Origin of the sequence: Actinomadura livida (genome assembly GCF_014648675.1) — a bacterium.
Taxonomy (GTDB): Bacteria; Actinomycetota; Actinomycetes; order Streptosporangiales; family Streptosporangiaceae; genus Spirillospora; species Spirillospora livida.
The window spans coordinates 405,212-424,016 of sequence record NZ_BMRO01000005.1; the positions used below are offsets into that span (position 1 = coordinate 405,212).

Here is an 18,805-nt window from a genome sequence, read left to right on the forward strand (position 1 = left end):
GCGGCGCCATAGACCGGACTAGGCGAATCCTCCAGTAGCCGTCGGGCCCAGACAGGCTACCGGTTGGGCGCGCCTACCGGCAAAGTCTGGCCTGCGGGTCCCAGCAGCATAGTCCGAGATCCTCGGCTAGGCGAAGTGGCTCGCTCCCGGGGCCGCGGGAACGAATCGCCGGTGGGTCAGCCCAGTCGGAAGGCGGAGAAGCCGCAGGCCTTGGCCAGGTCGTTGCCGTGCTGCCGCATGGCCGCGGTGTCGGGCTGCTGGAGGTTCGTGCTGCCGGAGGTCATCTGCCGCAGCAGCTCCGCGGTCTTGTCGAGGTCGCCCGCGAACGCGGTCGCGGCGGACTCGACGTCGCCGCCGGCGCTCTGCCCCTCCGAGCGGATCTTGGCCGCGGTGTCGGAGAACTTCTGAGCGGTCTGCTCCGCGCCGCCCGACGACGACATCGCGTTGCCGCTGGTGGAGAAGCTCCGCAGCTCCTTCTCGATGTTCTTGCAGGCGGTCGTCTTCTTGCCACCGGTGATGGTGTCGACCGCCCCGCAGCCGGTGGAACCGAGCATCAGGCCACCGACGGCGAGGACGCCGACGAGCTTGGTGGCAGACATACGCATGGGGAATCTCCTTCAGGGGGGTTGGGCTTCGAACGGAGTCAAACCTTTGCAGGCCGCTCACGTCTCGACACCCTTTTGTCGCACCTTGGTCGCAAAAAGTTCCGTGACTCAGGTCACACGCCCGCCCGCGCGTGTTGCACAACCGATTCGCCGTCCGGTCCGCGGAGCCGGTACAGTAATCCCGGCAGGCACCCGTAGCTCAACGGATAGAGCATCTGACTACGGATCAGAAGGTTAGGGGTTCGAATCCCTTCGGGTGCGCCCAGCTCAAAGCCCTCTCGCGATCTTCCGCAAGGGGGCTTTTGCTCACGGGTCTGCTAACAGTGCGTCCGCCTACGCCACGTCCTCTACGTGCCGGGCGAAGATCTCAGCCGCTTCTACGAGCTGCTGGTTGACCACGTGGGCGTAGACGCGGAGCGTGATGGACGGGGCAGCGTGTCCGAGCCGAGCGGCCACCACGTGGACGGGGACGGCCGACCGGTGCCTCGCGATGTCCCTAGCATCGGGCTTGTGGGCCAGGAGGAGATGACGCCGGAGTACAGGCTGGTTGAAGACGCGCACAGGACGCTCGGGCTCTGGTCGATCCGTCGAACGTTCACGTTCGCCTTCAGCGCCGCTGTGGTGTTGCTGGTCGCTGCCTGGTTCTTACTGTCGTTCCTACTGGGAGCACCCTCGCCCGCCGAGCCCGAGCCGCTGGAAACCAGAGACCGCCTGGAGTTGTCCAAACTTGTGTTCGCCCTGGTCGCCGGCGTTGGTGCCTTGGGCGCTCTGGTCATCGCCTATCGCCGTCAACGAGCGGGCGAAGCCGCCTGGGGACGCGTCCAAGCCCATGTCGAGTACGGCCAGGGCGTCGAGATGCTCGGCCATGACAAGGCCGCCGTCCGACTCGGCGGGTTGTCTTCTCTGGGGCGCTTGGCGCAAGACCACCCCGACTATCGGCAGACGGTCACCGATGTCGTGTGCTCTTACCTTCGGATGCCCTTCCCGGCTCCGCAGGCCGGCGACGAGCGCCGGTCCGAGCAGCCCGACATCGCCCAAGATCCTGAGTTGCAGGTCCGGCTCACCGCGCAACGCCTCCTCAAACGCCACCTGACCACGACGGACCTTGACGGGCGACCACTCACCTACTGGGACGGCGTCCACCTCGACCTGACCGGCGCTCAGCTGATCGATTTCGACTTCACCGACTGCCGCCCATCGAGCGCCACGTTCACCAACGCTCATTTCAGCGGGCCCGCTCGGTTCGACCGGGCTCGGTTCAGCGCGGCCGCTCAGTTCGGCGGGGCGCGGTTCAGCCGGTACGGCGGGTTCAGCGAGACGCAGTTCGGCGGGCCCGCCGTGTTCGACGGGGCGTGCTTCAGCGGAGGCTGCGGGTTCGACGAGGCACGCTTCGGCGAGGTCGCCTGGTTCCGGGAGGCGCAGTTCGGAGGGGACGCCTCGTTCGTCGGGGCGCAGTTCGCAGGACCCGCCTGGTTCGACGGGGCGCGCTTCGGTGGAGGCTCCGGGTTCGACGAGGTGCGGTTCGACGGGGTCGCCTGGTTCCGGGAGGCGCAGTTCGGAGGGGACACCACGTTCGCCGAGGTGCGGTTCGGCGGGGATGCCGGGTTCGTCGGGGCGCGGTTCGGTGAGGTCGCCTGGTTCGGCGGGGCGCACTTCAGCGGGAACGCTCGGTTCGGCGGAACGCGATTCGTGAGCGAGATTGACTTCGGGGACGCCACCGCGAGCCACCCGAACGACGACCATGCATGGCCGAGCCCCTGGCACGCGCAGGCAGTCACCGCCGACACGGCGCAGCTCATCCGCGAGAGCTGACAGCGACACCGGCGAACGGCGCCGCGCATGATCGGCCCTCCCGTGACATCGGGCGGCGGACTGGTGACGATGCACGAGGCGACACCTTCCGGAAGGGGCCGGTATGGCCGAGGTCCGACGTCGTGCTGGTGGGCTGTGTGGATGGGGGCATTGCGCGGCCGGTAGACACGCCGGTGAGCGTGTGGCAGGAAGCGTTTGCAGGGGCGGTCATCCATCTACCGCGTAAGGGTCGGCGCGAGAGTAGCGAGGGTTGTGCGGGCCACGGGTGTTTACCAGGTCCGTCTATCATTGTGACGATGCTGAGCAATGCACGGATCGAAGCGCGCATACCCACTCAGGATCTGACCCGAGCTCGCCGCTGGTACGCCGAGAAGCTCGGACTCGAACCGGTCGAGGAGCGCGAGGGCGGCCTGCGGTATGAGGGTGCGACGGGGGTGTTCTGCCTGTTCGCCTCGGCTGGTTCGGCCGACGGCTCGTTCACCCAGATGAGCTTCTACGTCGATGACATCGAGGCGGCGGTGGCCGGCTTGCGTGACCGCGGCGTGGTGTTCGAGGACTACGGCGGCAGCGTGAACGGGATCATGGACATCGAGGGCAATTACCCGAGCAAGGGGCGCGGTGAGCGGGCTGCCTGGTTCCGCGACAGCGAAGACAACCTGCTGGGTATCGGGGAGATAGTGCCGTAGCGCGGTCACTTGGCGTTGATTGGCGATCGGTTGCGGCGGTCCGTTGAGAAACCGTCTGATCGGACTCGGTGAACGACCGGGATTACGCCTTTGGCGACGGACGCCCGTTTGAACCAGCCGTGTCGTCCATGTGTGTTGTCGTGGTCCGTGGGTGTGTCGACCGTTCTTGCGAAGATCAATCCGTGGTCCTTTCCCGGAGCCCCAATCGCGATCTTGATTCGGTCTGTCGGGCAGCGCTTGTCGTTCGTCGGCCCAGCCCGGTGGGGCGCGTCGCTGTTCTGGAGGAGCCGCGGCATTGGGGCGTGACCGTGGTCGAGCATCGCTGCGGTCATCGCCGTCGCGGATGTGCGTGCGTTGCTCGGGAACCCGTCGTTCGGCAGCGCCTTCCGGACGGGTCCGGTCTGGCGTTACGGCTGCTGCTCGGACGTCGTGAGTAGGGCTCGATGATCAAGAAGGCTTAGCATCGGCCGTTCTGTCCTAACCGCCGTGCGAAAAGGGTCCCCTATGTTCCTGAGAACCTGCCTTCCGGTCGTCGTTGTCGTGCTGGGCGTCGCCGGTTGCACGGGGGAGGGCCAGGAGGCCGCGCCCACAGCGAGGCCTGAGTCCCCGGCTGCGAGTCCGGCTAGGGCGGATGGGTGCATTACCGACGACGGCAATCAGAGCATTCCCAGTACCGCGCCGCGGCAGGTGTACTGGAAGCGCTTCAAGGGCGTCGCACTGCCGTTCTCGCCTGTGGTCGGGCCACTGGACGTCAAGGGCGACATCGCGCGCTGCTACCAGCACACGCCGCGCGGGGCTCTGTTCGCCGCGGTGCAGATCAGCGTGCGGCTCGACCGGTCGACTGAGTGGCAGAAGATCATGAAGCGGCAGGTTGTGGAGGGGGAGGGCAAGGCTGCCTACGCGCGCGTGCGTACCGCCGGGCAGGTTGTACCGGCCGCGAAGGCGGCGCAGATCGCGGGCTTCCGGATCGTCTCCTACACGCCGCAGACTGCGGTGGTCGGGACGGTGTCGCGGGACCCGGCGCGCGGCGGCCGTACGGCCAGGACCGTGACCGTGAAGTGGGAAGGCGATTGGAAGCTCGCGCCGACCGGGGAGGGATCCACAGGCTCAGAACCCGAGCGTGTCGACTCGCTGTCCGGGTTCGTCTTCTGGGGTGGCTTCTGACGCCGGGAGCCACTGTGGGGGCTGCCCCCGGCGTGGACGCCTGGCCTCAGGTAGAAGGCGCCGCGGATCGTTCATCAACGGGGGCGGTTGCTGGGGATCAGGTTGTTCAGGACGGGTTTGCCGAGGTTCAAGGCCGGTTGGCGGAGCATGGCGTTCAGGAGGGTGGCGGCGGACGTGTACCAGGCGCAGATGGCCGCCAGGACGCCGATGTAGCCGCCTATCTGGACGGTCGTCTCCGTGGTGGTGAGGTTGCCGATGAAGAGGATGATGAGGGTGGCCTCCAGGCTGACGAAGATGGCGAGGACGGCCTGGTTGATCTGGGTGCTCAGCAGCAGCAGGTAGGCGGTCAGGATCGCGAACGCGAGCATGATCCAGCCGAGGTCGTTGGCCTGGTCGGCGGGGTCGGTGGCGCCAGCCAGGAGGACGACGTAGAGGCCGAGGCCCAGCCAGAAGGCGCCGTAGGAGGAGAAGGCCGTGGCCCAGAAGACGTCGCGGTTGCGGAACTCCCACATGCCCGCCAGGAGCTGGACGAGGCCGCCGAAGGCCAGGGCGTAGCCGAGCCAGGCGTCGGTGCCGTCGGTCCAGTCGGCGTTCTTGGCGGAGAAGAGGAACAGCGTCACGGCCAGGGCTGCCAGGCCCAGCGGGACGGGGTCCGCGACGGTGGGCTGCGTCCGGGATTCTTGCTCGACCTGGGACATGGTGCCTCCTGGGTGTGGCAATTCCCCGGTAATCCTGCCCGCGTTAATGGGGTGTTTCCCGCTGTCGGGCTAGTTTTGAACGGAATTGACGGAGTGCGGGAGCGTGATCCGGACGGTCGTCCCCCGGGACGGCGCCGAGAGCAGTTCGGTGCGGCCGCCGTGAGCTGCGGCGATGGCGGCGACGATCGGGAGGCCCAGGCCGGTGCCGCTGGTGCCGTGCTCGGCGCGGTGGAAGCGTTCGAAGGCGCGGGCGGCGTCGGCGGCCGGCATTCCGGGGCCTTCGTCGGTCACTTCTATGATTCCGGGAGCCAGGTGAATTCTCGCCGGTGTTCCAGGGGGCGTGTGGGCGCGGATATTGGCCAGAAGATTTGCGAAAACCTGGCGTATTCGTGATTCGTCCACCGTGGCGAGCAGGGTGTCCGGGGCGTCGAGGGCGAGCGGGCGGTCCGGGTCGGCGGCGGTGGCGTCGGCGATGGCGTCGCGGGCTAGGGCGACCAGGTCGGTCGGGGCGGGGCGGAGGGACGCCTCGCGGTCGAGGCGGGCCAGGTCGAGGAGGTCGGTGACGAGCTTGTTCATGCGGCGCGCCTCGTCCTCGATGCGGCGCATGGCGTCGGGCAGTTCGTCGGGGCCGAGGGCGCCGTGCCGGTACAGCTCCGCGTAGCCCTGGATGGTCGTCAGCGGGGTGCGCAGCTCGTGGGACGCGTCGGCGGCGAACTCGCGGACGCGGGCCTCGGAGCGGCTGCGCGCCCAGAACGCCTGCTCGATGCGCTCCAGCATGACGTTGATGGCGGCTGCGAGGCGGGCGGTCTCGGTGCGCCGGCCGGGGTCGGGCATCCGGGCGCGCAGGTCGCCGCCAGCGGTGATGGCGTTGGCGGTCGCGGCCATCCGGCTCAGCGGCAGGAGGCCGCGGCCGATCAGGGTGCGGCCGAGCAGGGCGAGCAGCGTGAGCAGGACGATCCCCGTGGCGATCTCGGAGAGCACCAGGTTGCGGACCGCGGAGTGCACCTGGTCGAGCGGGGACGCCGTGACGATGATGCTGTTGCGCCAGGGGCGGGCCACCGCTCGCAGTCCCGGGAGGGAGAACGGCTCGCGCGTGCGCGCGTGGGCGGCCAGCTCGTCCAGGCTGAGGCGCTGCACCTCGGTCACGGCGCGGCTGGGGTCCGGTTCCTCGGCGCTCAGGACGCGCACCTGGTTCGCGGGGCCGACCACCAGGACGATGAAGCGGGACGGTGCGACGCTCTTGGGCGGCTCGGGCAGGAGTCGTCCCATGCCGCGGGCCGGGGTCGCCTGGAGTTCCTGGTCCACCCGGTGCATCAGGTAGCCGTTCAGGACGAGCGCGCTGACCAGGGCCATGATCGCCAGCCCGGCGACGGTGACGGCGAGGAGGCCGGTGAGGAGGCGGGCGTTGAGCGTCATGGCCGCAGCGCGTAGCCCACGCCGCGCCGGGTGTGGATGAGCGGCGTGCCGAGCGGGTCGAGTTTGCGGCGCAGGTAGCTGATGTAGGTCTCGACGACCTGCGGGTTGCCGTGCTCCCAGCCCCACACGGCGGCGAGGAGCTGGGTGCGCGACAGCACCATGCCCGCGTTGCGCATCAGGTGCGCGAGCAGGCGGAACTCGGTCGGGGAGAGGTCGACGTCGACGCCGCCGCGCCGCACCGTCCACTGGGCCTCGTCCAGTTCGAGGTCGGCGACGCGCAGGACGCCGTCGGGCACGGGCGCGGCACCGCCGGACGCGGGCGGGGCCGTCCGGCGCAGCACGGCCCGCACCCGCGCGATCAGGGACTCGATGGAGAACGGCTTGCCGACGTAGTCGTCGCCGCCGAGGGTGAGGCCGGTGACGGTGTCGGACGGGGTGTCCCGCGCCGTCAGGAAGATCACCGGGACCTGGTTCCCGTCCGCGCGGAGCCGCCGGCAGACCTCGAAGCCGTCCACGTCGGGGAGCATGACGTCCAGCAGGACGAGGTCCGGGCGCTCCTCGGCGGCGGCCCGCAGCGCCTTCTCGCCGGTGTCCGCGGTCGCGGTCGCGAAGCCGTGGAAGCGCAGCGCGACCTCGATGAGGTCGCGGATGTTGGCCTCGTCGTCCACGACGAGCACCCGCCTGCCCTCGCTCATCGGCCCCCGCTCATGCGGCCCGTCGGACTCTCCGCGGGCGCCGTCGCCCGCCGGTCTGAAAATACCGTCTGCGGACGTGGCGGCACATGCATGCGAGCACTTCGCGGGAGGCGCCCGCACGCGTCGATGCAGTCAGTCCCGCACGCGGACGAGCTTGGCGGTCCGGGTGTCGCCGGAGCGTTCGCCTGCGATCCGGACCTCGTCGTTCTTCGCGAGGTCCTTGAGGGCGACGTCCTTGCGGTCTTCGCGGATCTTCGTGTCGCCGTTGGCGGTCCACGTCCAGGACGTCCCGTCGGCGCTCTTGACGGTCAGCGTCGTCGACGACAGGGCGGTGATCTCGCCGCGCTGGAAGGTGACGAGGCGGAAGCCGTCGCCGTCGCGGACGGTGGCCTCGCCGTGGACGCCCCGTCCGCCGCCCCGGCCGAAACCGTGCTCGCCGGGCCCGTGCAGGCCGGGACGGACCCGGCGGGGACCGTCGCGGAACGGGCGGTCCCCGCCCTTCTCGGACGGCTTCGCCGTGGGGGACGGGGAAGGGGAGTCCGCGATGGCGGGAACGGCGACGTAGAGGCCGAGGCCGAGGATGCCGGCGGCGCCCAGCCCGGCGATGAAGGATTTGCGGTCGGTTCGCATGGAACCCATCCAACCGAAGGCGCCTGGCAGAACACCCTGCGCGATCCTGGGAGAACCCTGGGAATCGGATTCAGCACATATGGAGGGGACATGGCGGATGTCGCGATCGTGGGGGCGGGGGTCGCCGGGCTGGTCGCCGCGCGGGACCTCGTCCGGGACGGAAACGACGTGGTCGTGCTGGAGGCGCGGGACCGGGTCGGCGGACGGCTGCTGAACGGCGAGCTGCCCGGCGGCGAGCCGATCGAGGTCGGCGGCCAGTGGGTCGGCCCCGGGCAGGACGCGGTGCTCGCGCTGCTGGACGAGCTGGGCCTGGCGACGTACCCGACGTACGACGAGGGGCGGCACATCGCCGAGATCGGCGGCACGCGCGACGAGTACACCGGCCGCATCCCCCGCCTGTCCCCCGCCACGCTCGCCGACATCGCGCAGGGCCAGTGGCGCGTCGACCGGCTGCGGCGCGGCATCCCCGCGGACGCCCCGTGGACCGCGCGGCACGCCGCACGCCTCGACGCGCAGACGTTCGACACCTGGATCCGCCGGAACCTGCACACCCGCGGCGGCCGCGCGTTCATGCGGCTGATCACGCAGGCGGTGTTCTCCGCGGAGGCCGCGGACCTGTCCGCGCTGTGGGCGGGGTTCTACATCGCCGCCGCGGGAGGGCTCGACCCGCTCATCGAGACGACCGGCGGCGCCCAGCAGGACCGGGTCTCCGGCGGCTCGCAGCGGATCGCGCTCGCGCTGGCGGACGAGCTGGGGGACCGCGTCGTGCTGGACTCGCCGGTCACGGAGATCGAGTGGGCGGACGAGTCCGTCCGGCTCCGCACGCCGTCGCGGGAGGTGCGGGCGCGCCGCGCGATCGTCGCCGTCCCGCCGCCGCCGGCCGGGCGCATCCGGTACACGCCGGGGCTGCCGGGCGACCGGGACCAGCTCGTCCAGCGCCTGCCGATGGGGCGGGTCATCAAGGTCAACGTCGGGTACGACGAGCCGTTCTGGCGCGCGGACGGGTACAGCGGGCAGGTGACCAGCGCGAACCGCCCGTTCGGGATCACGTTCGACAACACCCCGGAGGGCGGCGGGCCGGGCGTGCTGGTCGGGTTCCTGGAGGGGCGGCACGCCGACATCGCCGCCCGCCTGCCCGCCGCGGAGCGCCGCGCCCAGGTCGTCGCCGACCTGGCCGGCTACTTCGGGCCGCGGGCGGGGGAGCCGGTCGCCTACATCGAGCGGGACTGGGCCGCGGAGGAGTACTCGCGCGGCTGCTACGGCGCGTTCGCCGCGCCCGGGACGCTGACACGGTTCGGCCCGGCCCTCCGCCGGCCGGTCGGCCCGCTGCACTGGGCCGGCACGGAGACGGCGACGAGGTGGGCCGGCTACATCGACGGCGCCGTCGAGTCGGGCCACCGCGCCGCCCGCGAAACGTCCCGTGGCGGGGACTAGTCGGCCGAGGTGAGGGTCTCCAGGACTTCGGTTCCGTACTTGGCGAGCTTGTTCTCGCCCACGCCGTTCACGCGGCCGAGTTCGGTGAGGGTCGTCGGGAGGGCCGTCGCGATCTCGCGCAGGGTCGCGTCGTGGAAGATGACGTAGGCGGGGACGCCCTGCTCCTTGGCGGTCGCGGCGCGCCAGGCGCGGAGGCGCTCGAAGACCGGCATGGCCTCGGCGGGCAGCTCGACGGGCGCCTTGCGGTCCTTGGCGGCCTTCGCCGCCTTCGGGGCGGGACGCTCCGGTTCGCGGCGCATCATCACCTTGCGTTCGCCGCGCAGCACGGCGGCGCTCGCGTCGGTCTGCACCAGCGTGCCGTGGTTGCTCTCGACGGCGACGAGGCCCTGCGCGAGGAGCTGCCGGACGACGCCGCGCCACTCGCCCTCGCGCAGGTCGGTGCCGACCCCGAACGGCTTCAGGGTGTCGTGGTCGAACTGGATGACCTTGGCGTTCTTCTTGCCGAGCAGGATGTCGATGATGTGCCCGGCGCCGAACTTCTGGCGCCGCTCCCGGTCGAGCCGCACGATCACCGACAGGACCTTCTGCGCGGGGACGGTCGCGTCCCACGACTCGGGCGGCGTCAGGCAGGTGTCGCAGTTGCCGCACGGCTCGGCCGACTGGCCGAAGTAGTTCAGCAGCTGGACCCGGCGGCACTCGACCGTCTCGCAGAGGGCGAGCATGGCGTCCAGGGCCATGGCCTGGCGGCGGCGGAACGCGGCGTCCCCCTCGCCGCCGTCGATCATCTTGCGGAGGTTGACGACGTCCTGCAGCCCGTAGGCGAGCCAGGCCGTGGACGGGAGGCCGTCTCGCCCGGCCCGGCCGGTCTCCTGGTAGTAGCCCTCGACGGACTTGGGCAGGTCGAGGTGGGCGACGAAGCGGACGTCGGGTTTGTCGATGCCCATGCCGAACGCGATGGTCGCGACGATGACGAGGCCGTCCTCGCGGAGGAAGCGCGCCTGGTTCGCGGCGCGCGTCTCCCCGTCCAGGCCCGCGTGGTACGGGAGCGCCTCGATGCCGTTCTCGGTCAGGAACGCGGCGTGCTTCTCCACCGAGTTGCGGGAGAGGCAGTAGACGATGCCCGCGTCGCCCTTGTGCTCGGTCTGGAGGAGGCGGAGGAGCTGCCGCTTGGCGTCGGTCTTCGGCTCGATCCGGTACTGGATGTTGGGCCGGTCGAAGCTTGCGACGAAGTGCTTGGCGTCCTCCAGTTGGAGGCGGGTGGCGATCTCGCGGCGGGTCGCCTCGGTGGCGGTCGCGGTGAGGGCGATGCGCGGGGTGTCCGGCCAGCGTTCGTGCAGGCCCGACAGCATGAGGTAGTCGGGGCGGAAGTCGTGCCCCCACTGCGACACGCAGTGCGCCTCGTCGATCGCGAACAACGAGATGTCGCCGCGGTCGAGCAGCCCGACGGTCGAGGCGGACCGCAGCCGCTCGGGCGCCAGATAGAGCAGGTCGAGCTCGCCGGTGACGAACTGGGCCTCGACGACGCGGCGCTCGTCGAGGTCCTGCGTGGAGTTGAGGAAGCCCGCCCGGACGCCGAGCGCCCGCATCGCGTCGACCTGGTCCTGCATGAGGGCGATGAGCGGGGAGATGACGACCCCGGTGCCCTTCCGGACGAGCGCCGGGATCTGGTAGCACAGCGACTTCCCGCCGCCGGTCGGCATCAGGACGAGGGCGTCGCCGCCGGACGCCACATGCTCGACGATCTCCTGCTGGCCGTCCCGGAACGCGTCGTACCCGAACACGCGCCGCAGGACGTCGAGGGTCTCCGGGATCTCGGGGGAAGGCATCGGCCCATACTACGAGCGGCCCCCGCCGCCCGGCCCCGCGAACGCTAGTTGTGGATAACCGCCACCAGGTCCGGGGTCACCTCGTCCAGGCCGTCGGCGACGTGCGCGGCCAGTGCCAGCGCGTCGGGCGCGGGCGGATGCGCCGGGCGCGGGATCGCGATGACCGTCATCCCGGCGGCGTGCGCCGAGCGGATGCCGTTGGCGGAGTCCTCGATGGCGACGCAGTCGCCGCCGGAGACGCCGAGCTGGGCGGCCACGGCGAGGTATCCGTCCGGCTCGGGCTTGCCGCGGTCGACCTCCTCGGTGGAGACGGTGGCGCGGAACAGCCCGGCCACGCCGAGCTTGCCGAGCACGAGCTCGATGAGGGCGCGCGGGGACGAGCTGGCGAGGCCGAGCGGACGGTAATCGGCCATCCGGCGGACGGCGTCCTCCGCCCCCGGCAGCAGCGGCAGCTCCTCCTCGTACCGCTGGAGCATCTGGTCGATCACCTCGTAGGCGACCTGCTCCGCGGTGACGCCGTCGATGAGGTCGGTGGCGAGGTAGTCGGCCCACTCGTTGGTGCTCATGCCCATGAGGCGCTCCTGGGTGTCGGGCAGCCAGCGTCCGCCGCGGTCGGCGACGTACGCGCGCCGCACCTCCTCCCACATCGGCTCCGAATCGATCAGGACGCCGTCCAGATCGAACACGATGGCCTGCACGGGCATGGGTTCCTCCGTGGGTCTCGTAGCGCCGGTCTCGGTAGCGTGCGCGCCTCCGGCCCGACCACTACCCGATGCGGTCGACGGGGAACGTTGCGCATCGGTTCGGACGAATACCCTCTGACCTGTATTTATCCGACCAATGCGGCATGATCCAGTTTCAGTCTGGCATGGTGGAGACCCTCCGTACCCCCTCCGGAGTCACTGCAGAGGAGATCTGCCCATGGTGTTCCTCGGTTTCCTGCTGGTCGCGGCCGCCATCCTCGCCGGGGTCGGCGTCGCCCTTGACAACGCCGAAGCCGCGAACCTCGTCCTCTTCGGCCAGACCGTCCCCGGCGTGAACGAGCAATGGCAGGTCTTCCTCGCCGGCGCGGCCGTCGCCCTCGTCTTCTGCTGCGGGATGACGCTGACCTTCACCGGCGCCGCGCGCCGCATCCGCACCCGCCGCGACATGCGCGACCTGCGGGAGGAGCACGAGGAGTCGCTGACCGCGCTCGTCGCGGAGAAGCGCCGCCTGGAGCGCGAGCTCGCCCAGGTCCGGCAGGGCCCCGGCGCCGCGCGCCCCGGGCCGGGGGCGCCCCGTCCGGCGGGCGACACCGGGCCGATGCCCCGCCGGGAGCCGGCCGCCGCCGCCCCGGGCGTCCGCGTCGCGCCGAAGAACCCCGGCGCCTCCCCCTTCTTCAGCCGCAACGACTGAGGCTCGTTCGCGAAGAGCCGGTTCAGCCGTCCTCGACCAGGCGGGGCGCGGCGGTGCCGGCGCGTTCGAACGGGCTGCTCTCCAGCCTGCCGGACGGCGCCCCCGCGTACTCCCGGTAGGACGGCGGACGAGAGTCCGGCGCACCCACCAGGACCCACCGGCGCGCCCGGACGGCGCCGATCAGGAACTCACCGTCGGTCACCTCGCCCGCGTCCGCGACGATCAGCGCGTCGAACTCCTCGTCGCGGACGGTGACGCCGATGCCCGCCGGCGTTCCGACGACGAGGTCGGCGGTGCCGAGCAGCATGTCTCCCCCCGCCGCCCGCTCGCCGTGCAGGTAGCCGGTGAGCTGCTCGATCCGGGCCATCGCGCGCCGCTGGTGCGCCGGGGCGACCTCCGGGTCCGCGGCGGGATCGGAGCCGCAGACCTCCCTGACCTGCTCCCGCGAGAGCTCCTCGGTCCGCCGCGCGGCCGCCAGATCGGTGTCGCGGGCCGACATCTCAGCGGCGGCCTCGGCCGTCCGGCGCTCCAGCGCCGCCTCCGTATCCGCCGCCCTGGCCTCGGCCTTCTCCGCGTCCGACCGGGCCCGGGCCGCCGCCGCAAGGGCCCTCTCGCGGGACGTGCGGGCCGTGTTCACCCGGTCCTCGATCACCTGCGCGGCCTGCTGCGCGGCGCGGGCCCGCATGGCGGCCTGGGTGGCCCGCTCCACGGACTCCGCCGCCAGCCGCGCCTGCTCCCGGTGCTCGGCGCCCGCCGTCTCCCGCTCCGTCGCGAGCCAGGCCAGCTCCGTGCCCAGCCGCTCCTGCGCCTCCTGCGCCGCCGCGAGCCGCGCCCCGCCCTCCGAGACGAACGACGCGAGCCCCCGCCGGATCCGCTCGGCGTTCTCCGCCGCGTCCTTGGCCTCCCGGGCCCGCTTCGCGGCCTCGTCCGCCTCCCGCGTCCGGGCCTTGAACTCGGCGCGCAGGCGCTTCAGCTCGGACGGCGGCGACGCCACGTGCAGCCGCTGGCCGAGCGTCATCCTCCGGCGCACCGCCGCCAGCGCCGACTCCGCCGCCGCCAGCCGGTAGTAGGCGGCATGCCCTTCGGCGGCCTTGTCCGCGTCCGTCGCCGCCAGCCGGTGGGACTCCTCCGCCGCGTGGGGCAGCGCCTCCTGCGCGCGCGCGAGCTCGTCCGTGAGGGACGCCTCCGTCTCCCGGGCGGCCTGCAACTCGGACTGCGCGGTCTTGGCGCGCTCGTCCATCTGGACGCAGCGCGCGTAGGACGCGTCGGCCGTCCGCGTCAGCGCGTTCGCCTCGGTGGCCGCCTCGTCCGCCTCCGTCCTGAGGCGCTCCGCCTCCGCGCGCGGCGCCGTCAGCTCCTCCTCGGCCTCCCGCTGGACGACGGCGAGCCGCTCCGCCTCCGCCTCGGCCTCCTCGGCGGCCTGCCCGGCGGCCGTCACCGTCTTGCGGTACTCCTCGATCGCGCGGGCCATCGCGGCCCGCTCGGCCTCCAGCTCCTCGCCGCGCCGCACATGCTCGGCTTCGACGGACCGCAGCGCCGCCGCGTCCCTGGGCCACTGCTCCAGCGACATCAGCCCGCGCCGCAGGAAGCGGATCTCCGTCTCCCACGCCTGCCGCCACGCCTCTCCCACCGGCCGCAGCGCGGCCGACCGGACCCTCGCCTCCGGCGCGGACGGCCCCTCCTCCGGGACGGCCGGCTCCGCGACGGGCAGCGCGGGCAGCGGCTCGACCCGCGTGACCGCCGACGAGCTCTCCTCCGGCATCCCGGACACCGGCCTGAACTCGACCGTCCCGCTGGACCCGGACTCCCGCACGGGCTCCCGCACGGGCGGCGCCGCCTGGACGGCCTCGTCGTCCACCGGCGGGAACGCCTGGGTCTCGACCGAATCGGCCTCCGCCGTCGCCGGACGCGTCTCGACGAGCAGCGAGAAGACCTCGGGGTCCTCCTCCAGGCCGCGCAGCAGCTCGGCCGCCCGCTCCGGCGTGGGCGCGACGAGCAGCGCCCGCCCGTCCGCCGCGGCCAGCTCCCGCACCAACCCGCGGATGACCTCGTCCCCGTCTTCGCTCTGGATGAGCCGGAGATCGTCCGTCTTCTCCAGCGCCCCGGGCGCGACGAGGAACCGCGAGAGCACCTCCCAGTCCCCCGCGACCCGCTCCTCCCGCAACGCGCGCAGAGCCGCCATATGCGGCCGCCAGCCCACCGGCGGGACGTCGTCGGGCACCTCCCGGAGCCGCGCGTCGATCCGCTCGTAGAACTCGGTCAGCGGCCCGTAGACACTCTCGACCAGCTCAAGCCCACCCCACCCTTCCGCGACGACCTCGGTCCCCAACGCAGGAGTGGCACTCCCCTCCACGACCTCCTCAAGCGGCACGGTCTCGAACCCGGCCCGAGGATCCAGCCCACCCGCCGACTCGACCTCAGCCCCGACCTCCGAAGGACCACCCCCCGGCTCCGCGACCGTCTCCGTGGGCGTCTCGGTGCCCGGGGCGGGCAGTTCGGTGGTCTGGTCTGCTTCGGCTTCGGCGCCGGGGTCTTGAGGTGCGGTTTCCGCTGGGCTCGTCTCTTGGTCGGGGAGGGCGACATCGCTCACCGGAGGGGTGCCCTCCGGGTCCGGGACCGTTTCCGTGGGTGCCTCGGTGGTGGGCGGGGTCGGTATTTCGGTGGTTTGAGCGGCTGGGTCGGGGAGGGTGGTTTCGCTGGGAGTCTGGGGGTCGGGGGCGGTTTCGGTGGGTTGGGGGGTGGGGGTTTCCGGGAGGGGGACGCTGACCGTGGGGGCCTCGGAGTCCGGGACGTGCGGGGATGTCGAGTGCCCCGCCTCAGGGCACTCTTCGTCTCCGTTGGTTTCTGATGGATGATTCACCGACGTCATTCCCGTCCCAGATCGGCCGCCCATGGCCGTAATTTCCCGTTCTGCGCGGGACTAACGTCTCACAGGTCGATGGCCCGCGAGGGAGGCGTGGTGGTCTTCGCCGGGACGGGGTTCGGGGTCGGCGTGGACGACGGCGCCCGACAGGCGGGGCAGGGCGTGCATGAGGCTGTGCTCGGCGTCCACGGCGACCTGGTGGGCGCGGACGACGGTGGACGCGGGGTCCACGACGACGTCGCATTCGGCGCGGAGGCGGTGGCCGATCCAGCGCATGCGGACGTCTCCCACGGCGAGGACGCCGGGCGTGGCGGAGAGGGCGGCCTCGGCGCGGTCGACCAAGGACGGGTCGACGGCGTCCATGAGGCGTCGCCCTACCTCGCGGGCCGTCTGCCAGAGGATCGCGAGGATGGCGACGGTGATGAGGAGGCCGACGACGGGGTCGGCCCAGGGGGCGCCCAGCGCGATGCCGCCGGCGCCCAGGAGGACGGCGAGGGAGGCGAAGCCGTCCGTGCGGGCGTGCAGGCCGTCGGCGACGAGGGCGGCCGAGCCGATGCGGCGGCCGACGCGGATGCGGTAGCGGGCGACCAGTTCGTTGCCGGCGAAGCCGACGACGGCCGCGCCCGCGACGGCCGCGAGGTGCTCCACAGGCTGTGGATGGGCGAGGCGGTGCAGGGCCGCGTACCCGGCGGCGAGGGCGGACGCGGCGATGGCGAGGACGATGACGACGCCGGCGAGGTCCTCGGCGCGCCCGTACCCGTAGGTGTAGCGGCGGGTCGGCGGGCGCCTGCCGAGGACGAACGCGATGCCGAGCGGGACGGCGGTCAGGGCGTCGGCGGCGTTGTGGAGCGTGTCGCCCAGCAGCGCCACCGAGCCCGTGAACGCGACCACGACGGCCTGCAGGACGGTGGTCGCGCCGAGGCCGGCCAGCGAGATCCACAGGGCGCGCATCCCCTGGGCGCTGGTCTCCATCGCGGAGTCCACCTTGTCCGCGGCCTCGTGCGAGTGGGGGCGCAGGACGTGGGGAAGGCGCCGCCCGTGCCCGTGCCCGTGCCCGTGTCCGTGCCCGTGCCCGTGTCCGTGTCCGTGTCCGTGCCGGCTCATACGTCCGAGCATGACCCGGAAAGTCCGTTGCAGCACCTCGACAACAACGGCGCCGTCGCAGGTACGCGGCCTGTGTCAGTGCGGGTTCGTCGCCAGAAGCTCCGCCAGGAGGTCGTCCAGGGTGACGATGCCCGCGAACTCGTTGCGCTCGTCGTTGACGACGGCGAGCTGGGCGTGGGCGCGGCGCATCCGGCTCACCGCGTCCAGGACGGTCGTCTCCGCCGTGAGGACGGGCGCCGGGTGGGCCAGGTCGTCCGCGCGGCGCTCCCCGTTCGGCTCGGTGATCGCCGCCCGGACGTGCACGATCCCGGTCATGGCCCCGTCGCAGTCGCGGACGAGCAGCCGGTTGTGGCCGCTGGCGGTGGCCTTCCGGCGGATCTGCGCGGCGCTGGCGTCGGCGTCGATCGTCGTGACGGCCGTCGCGGGCACCACCAGGTGCCCGACGGTCGCCTCCCGCGCCGAGATCGCCCGGCGGAGCAGCTCGTGGTCGTGGCGCCCGATGAGGCCGAGGCGGCGGGACTCGCCGACCAGGTGGCTGAGCCGGGCGGCGTCGGTGTGGCTGTCCAGCTCGTCCTTCGGGGTGATGCCGATCAGCCGCAGCAGCGCGTTCGTCGACGAGTTCAGCGACGACAGGATCGGCCTGGACACCTTCGCGAACGCGCGGAACGGCAGCGCGAGGAGCAGCGCGGCGCGCTCGGGGTGCGCGATCGCCCACGACTTCGGCGCCATCTCGCCGATGACCATGTGCAGGAACGTGACCACGGCGAGGGCGGTGCCGAGCGCGATCGCCTTCGTCGCGGCCTCGGGGACGCCGAGCGCGTGCAGCGGCGGTTCGAGGAGGTGCTCGAACGCGGGCTCGGTGACGATCGCGAGGCCCAGCGAGCACATCGTGATGCCGAACTGGGCGCCGGCGAGCATCAGCGACAGCTCGCGGGCGCCGGCGAGCGCGGCGACGGCGGGGCGGCTGCCCTTGGCGGCGGCGCGCTCGAGCTGCGGGCGGCCCGCCGCGACGAGCGCGAACTCGGCCGCGACGAAGAACCCGTTCCCGACCAGCAGCAGGACGGTGATCAGGAGGGTCGTCAGCGGGTCCACGACACCTCCGCACCGGACGCGTCGGCGTCGTCCGCGCCTTCCTCCTCGGCCCCCACCGGGACCGCCGGGGCGGGCGCCTTGATCAGGATCTTCTCGGCGACGCGGCGGGCCACGCTCACGACCTCCAGCTCCACCGAGCCGGGGTCGAGGTCGACGGTGAGGCGGTCGCCGGGGGACGGGAGCCGGCGCAGCTCCGCCATGACGAGCCCGCCGAGGGTGTCGTAGGAGTCGCCCTCCGGCAGGTCGAACCCGGTGAGGCGGCCGATCTCGTCGATGCGCATGCTCGCGTCGACCAGCCAGGACCCGTCCGGCCCGGAGGTCGGCGCGACCTCCCGCGCGTCGGTCTCGTCGGAGATCTCCCCGACGAGCTCCTCGGCCACGTCCTCGAACGTGAGGATGCCGGCGAGGCCGCCGTACTCGTCCACGACGCAGGCGAACTCCTCGCCCGAGTCGCGCATGTGCTCGATCACCCCGTACAGCGGCTGGCTGCCGGGAATGAGCAGCGCGGGCCGCGCGACCCGGCTGATGGGGGTGGCGGGGTCGAGCGCGTCGTCGGCGACCTCGCGGACCCCGGCGACGCCGATCACGTCGTCGACCTCCTGGCCGTAGACGGGGTAGGCGCTGTGCCCGGTCTCGCGGATCAGCGCGACGAGGTCGGAGACGGGCGCGGTCCCCGGCAGCGTCCGGACCTGCGGCCGGGGCACCATGACCTCGTCCGCGGTGAGGTCGCCGAACGACAGCGCCCGCTCCAGCAGGCCCGACAGGTCGGCGGGCAGGTGGCCGGCGCTGTGCGACTTGCCGATGATGTCGCCGAGCTCCTCAAGCGTCGCGCCCCCGTGCAGTTCCTGGACGGGCTCGACGCCGACGGCACGCAGAAGCCGCTCGGCGGAGCTGTCGAACAGCCGGATGAGCGGGCCCGCCACCGCCAGGTAGACCAGCGTGGACGTGGCCAGCGCGCGCGCCAGCGACTCGGCGCGCGCGAGCGCGAGGTTCTTGGGGAACAGCTCGCCCAGCAGCATCTGGATGAGCGTCGCGAGGACGAAGCCGGTGGCGAGCGCGATCGCCCCGGTGGCGCCGAGCGGCACGCCGGCGACCTCCAGCATCGGCTGGATCAGCTCGGCGAGGGCGGGCTTGGCGATGAAGCCGACGACCAGGGTCGTCATGGTGATGCCGAGCTGGGCGCCCGACAGCATGAACGACAGCCTGCCGATGACCTTCAGGGCCCGCTTGGCGGAGGCGTCGCCGCGCTCGGCGGCCTGTTCCAGTGTGGCCCGGTCCGCCGCGACGTAGGCGAACTCCTGGGCGACGAAGTATCCGGTCGCTGCGGTGAGGAGGATCACCGCGAGCACTCCCAGGACCGCGGTCAGCATGGGGCACCGGGTCTA

The 18,805-nt window shown here is 72.1% G+C and carries 17 protein-coding genes and 1 tRNA gene; 6 read left to right on the forward strand and 12 right to left on the reverse strand.

Annotated features, from left to right (window positions below; all coding sequences use genetic code 11):
* Positions 1-176 precede the first annotated feature (176 nt).
* Positions 177-605, reverse strand: a complete 429-nt coding sequence (locus tag IEZ03_RS14615; protein ID WP_184878889.1) for a hypothetical protein — start codon at positions 603-605, stop codon at positions 177-179.
* Positions 606-793: 188 nt separating this feature from the next.
* On the opposite strand from IEZ03_RS14615, the gene IEZ03_RS14620 reads away from it, so the two are divergent.
* Positions 794-866 (forward strand) — tRNA-Arg (locus IEZ03_RS14620).
* A gap of 72 nt (positions 867-938) precedes the next feature.
* Here IEZ03_RS14620 and IEZ03_RS38565 read toward each other — a convergent pair.
* Positions 939-1,061 (reverse strand): hypothetical protein, encoded by a 123-nt coding sequence (locus IEZ03_RS38565; RefSeq protein ID WP_268248542.1) that lies wholly within the window; start codon positions 1,059-1,061, stop codon positions 939-941.
* A gap of 54 nt (positions 1,062-1,115) precedes the next feature.
* Here IEZ03_RS38565 and IEZ03_RS14625 point away from each other — a divergent pair, with 54 nt between their 5' ends.
* From IEZ03_RS14625 to IEZ03_RS14635, 3 genes are all read left to right on the forward strand, one after another.
* The gene (locus IEZ03_RS14625; protein ID WP_189241198.1) at positions 1,116-2,417 is read left to right on the forward strand and encodes a pentapeptide repeat-containing protein; all 1,302 of its coding nucleotides are present in this window, start codon (positions 1,116-1,118) and stop codon (positions 2,415-2,417) included.
* Between the two features lie 296 nt (positions 2,418-2,713).
* Positions 2,714-3,103: a VOC family protein gene (locus tag IEZ03_RS14630; protein ID WP_184878895.1), complete on the forward strand. Its 390-nt coding sequence runs from the start codon at positions 2,714-2,716 to the stop codon at positions 3,101-3,103.
* Positions 3,104-3,607: 504 nt separating this feature from the next.
* Positions 3,608-4,267 carry a DUF8175 domain-containg protein gene (locus IEZ03_RS14635; RefSeq protein ID WP_465251094.1) on the forward strand — a complete coding sequence of 220 codons (660 nt, stop codon included), beginning with the start codon at positions 3,608-3,610 and terminating at the stop codon, positions 4,265-4,267.
* A 74-nt stretch (positions 4,268-4,341) separates the two neighbouring features.
* Here IEZ03_RS14635 and IEZ03_RS14640 read toward each other — a convergent pair whose 3' ends face one another.
* From IEZ03_RS14640 to IEZ03_RS14655, 4 genes are all read right to left on the reverse strand, one after another.
* Positions 4,342-4,965 (reverse strand): acetate uptake transporter, encoded by a 624-nt coding sequence (locus tag IEZ03_RS14640; RefSeq protein WP_184878902.1) that lies wholly within the window; start codon positions 4,963-4,965, stop codon positions 4,342-4,344.
* 69 nt (positions 4,966-5,034) lie between these two features.
* Positions 5,035-6,381, reverse strand: coding sequence for a sensor histidine kinase (locus IEZ03_RS14645; RefSeq protein WP_184878904.1), 1,347 nt, complete (start codon positions 6,379-6,381; stop codon positions 5,035-5,037).
* On the reverse strand, positions 6,378-7,076 hold the full coding sequence (locus IEZ03_RS14650) for a response regulator transcription factor (RefSeq protein WP_184878907.1): 699 nt from the start codon (positions 7,074-7,076) through the stop codon (positions 6,378-6,380). Before IEZ03_RS14650 ends, IEZ03_RS14645 begins: the two co-directional genes overlap by 4 nt.
* A 132-nt stretch (positions 7,077-7,208) precedes the next feature.
* Positions 7,209-7,706: a DUF5666 domain-containing protein gene (locus tag IEZ03_RS14655; RefSeq protein ID WP_184878909.1), complete on the reverse strand. Its 498-nt coding sequence runs from the start codon at positions 7,704-7,706 to the stop codon at positions 7,209-7,211.
* Between the two features lie 90 nt (positions 7,707-7,796).
* On the opposite strand from IEZ03_RS14655, the gene IEZ03_RS14660 reads away from it, so the two are divergent.
* Positions 7,797-9,140, forward strand: a complete 1,344-nt coding sequence (locus IEZ03_RS14660) for a flavin monoamine oxidase family protein (RefSeq protein WP_184878911.1) — start codon at positions 7,797-7,799, stop codon at positions 9,138-9,140.
* Here IEZ03_RS14660 and recQ read toward each other — a convergent pair.
* Together recQ and IEZ03_RS14670 are read right to left on the reverse strand one after the other, a co-directional pair.
* On the reverse strand, positions 9,137-10,966 hold the full coding sequence (gene recQ / locus IEZ03_RS14665; RefSeq protein WP_184878913.1) for a DNA helicase RecQ: 1,830 nt from the start codon (positions 10,964-10,966) through the stop codon (positions 9,137-9,139). The genes IEZ03_RS14660 and recQ overlap by 4 nt on opposite strands.
* Before the next feature lie 44 nt (positions 10,967-11,010).
* A complete protein-coding gene (locus tag IEZ03_RS14670; RefSeq protein ID WP_184878915.1) occupies positions 11,011-11,670 on the reverse strand; it encodes an HAD family hydrolase in 660 nt (219 codons plus the stop codon).
* 217 nt (positions 11,671-11,887) lie between these two features.
* Between IEZ03_RS14670 and IEZ03_RS14675 the strand changes: the two genes are divergently transcribed.
* On the forward strand, positions 11,888-12,361 hold the full coding sequence (locus IEZ03_RS14675; protein WP_184878917.1) for a hypothetical protein: 474 nt from the start codon (positions 11,888-11,890) through the stop codon (positions 12,359-12,361).
* Positions 12,362-12,383: 22 nt separating this feature from the next.
* On the opposite strand, the gene IEZ03_RS14680 is transcribed toward IEZ03_RS14675, so the two are convergent.
* The 4 genes from IEZ03_RS14680 to IEZ03_RS14695 all read right to left on the reverse strand — a co-directional run bounded on the left by IEZ03_RS14680 (position 12,384) and on the right by IEZ03_RS14695 (position 18,790).
* Entirely contained in the window at positions 12,384-14,951 is a 2,568-nt protein-coding gene (locus IEZ03_RS14680; RefSeq protein WP_184878919.1) for a coiled-coil domain-containing protein, read from the reverse strand.
* A 330-nt stretch (positions 14,952-15,281) separates the two neighbouring features.
* Positions 15,282-16,328, reverse strand: a complete 1,047-nt coding sequence (locus IEZ03_RS14685) for a cation diffusion facilitator family transporter (RefSeq protein ID WP_184878921.1) — start codon at positions 16,326-16,328, stop codon at positions 15,282-15,284.
* Positions 16,329-16,403: 75 nt separating this feature from the next.
* The gene (locus IEZ03_RS14690; protein WP_184878924.1) at positions 16,404-17,420 is read right to left on the reverse strand and encodes a hemolysin family protein; all 1,017 of its coding nucleotides are present in this window, start codon (positions 17,418-17,420) and stop codon (positions 16,404-16,406) included.
* Positions 17,408-18,790: a hemolysin family protein gene (locus tag IEZ03_RS14695; RefSeq protein WP_184878927.1), complete on the reverse strand. Its 1,383-nt coding sequence runs from the start codon at positions 18,788-18,790 to the stop codon at positions 17,408-17,410. The genes IEZ03_RS14690 and IEZ03_RS14695 overlap by 13 nt, the downstream gene beginning before the upstream one ends.
* Positions 18,791-18,805: the final 15 nt, after the last annotated feature.

Coding starts and splice junctions, on each gene's coding strand:
- IEZ03_RS14615 (WP_184878889.1), bottom strand. CDS start 605: ATGCGTATGTCTGCCACCAAGCTCGTCGGCGTCCTCGCCGTCGGTGGC.
- IEZ03_RS14630 (WP_184878895.1), top strand. CDS start 2,714: ATGCTGAGCAATGCACGGATCGAAGCGCGCATACCCACTCAGGATCTG.
- IEZ03_RS14635 (WP_465251094.1), top strand. CDS start 3,608: ATGTTCCTGAGAACCTGCCTTCCGGTCGTCGTTGTCGTGCTGGGCGTC.
- IEZ03_RS14640 (WP_184878902.1), bottom strand. CDS start 4,965: ATGTCCCAGGTCGAGCAAGAATCCCGGACGCAGCCCACCGTCGCGGAC.
- IEZ03_RS14645 (WP_184878904.1), bottom strand. CDS start 6,381: ATGACGCTCAACGCCCGCCTCCTCACCGGCCTCCTCGCCGTCACCGTC.
- IEZ03_RS14650 (WP_184878907.1), bottom strand. CDS start 7,076: ATGAGCGAGGGCAGGCGGGTGCTCGTCGTGGACGACGAGGCCAACATC.
- IEZ03_RS14655 (WP_184878909.1), bottom strand. CDS start 7,706: ATGCGAACCGACCGCAAATCCTTCATCGCCGGGCTGGGCGCCGCCGGC.
- IEZ03_RS14660 (WP_184878911.1), top strand. CDS start 7,797: ATGGCGGATGTCGCGATCGTGGGGGCGGGGGTCGCCGGGCTGGTCGCC.
- recQ (WP_184878913.1), bottom strand. CDS start 10,966: ATGCCTTCCCCCGAGATCCCGGAGACCCTCGACGTCCTGCGGCGCGTG.
- IEZ03_RS14670 (WP_184878915.1), bottom strand. CDS start 11,670: ATGCCCGTGCAGGCCATCGTGTTCGATCTGGACGGCGTCCTGATCGAT.
- IEZ03_RS14675 (WP_184878917.1), top strand. CDS start 11,888: ATGGTGTTCCTCGGTTTCCTGCTGGTCGCGGCCGCCATCCTCGCCGGG.
- IEZ03_RS14685 (WP_184878921.1), bottom strand. CDS start 16,328: ATGAGCCGGCACGGACACGGACACGGACACGGGCACGGGCACGGACAC.
- IEZ03_RS14695 (WP_184878927.1), bottom strand. CDS start 18,790: ATGCTGACCGCGGTCCTGGGAGTGCTCGCGGTGATCCTCCTCACCGCA.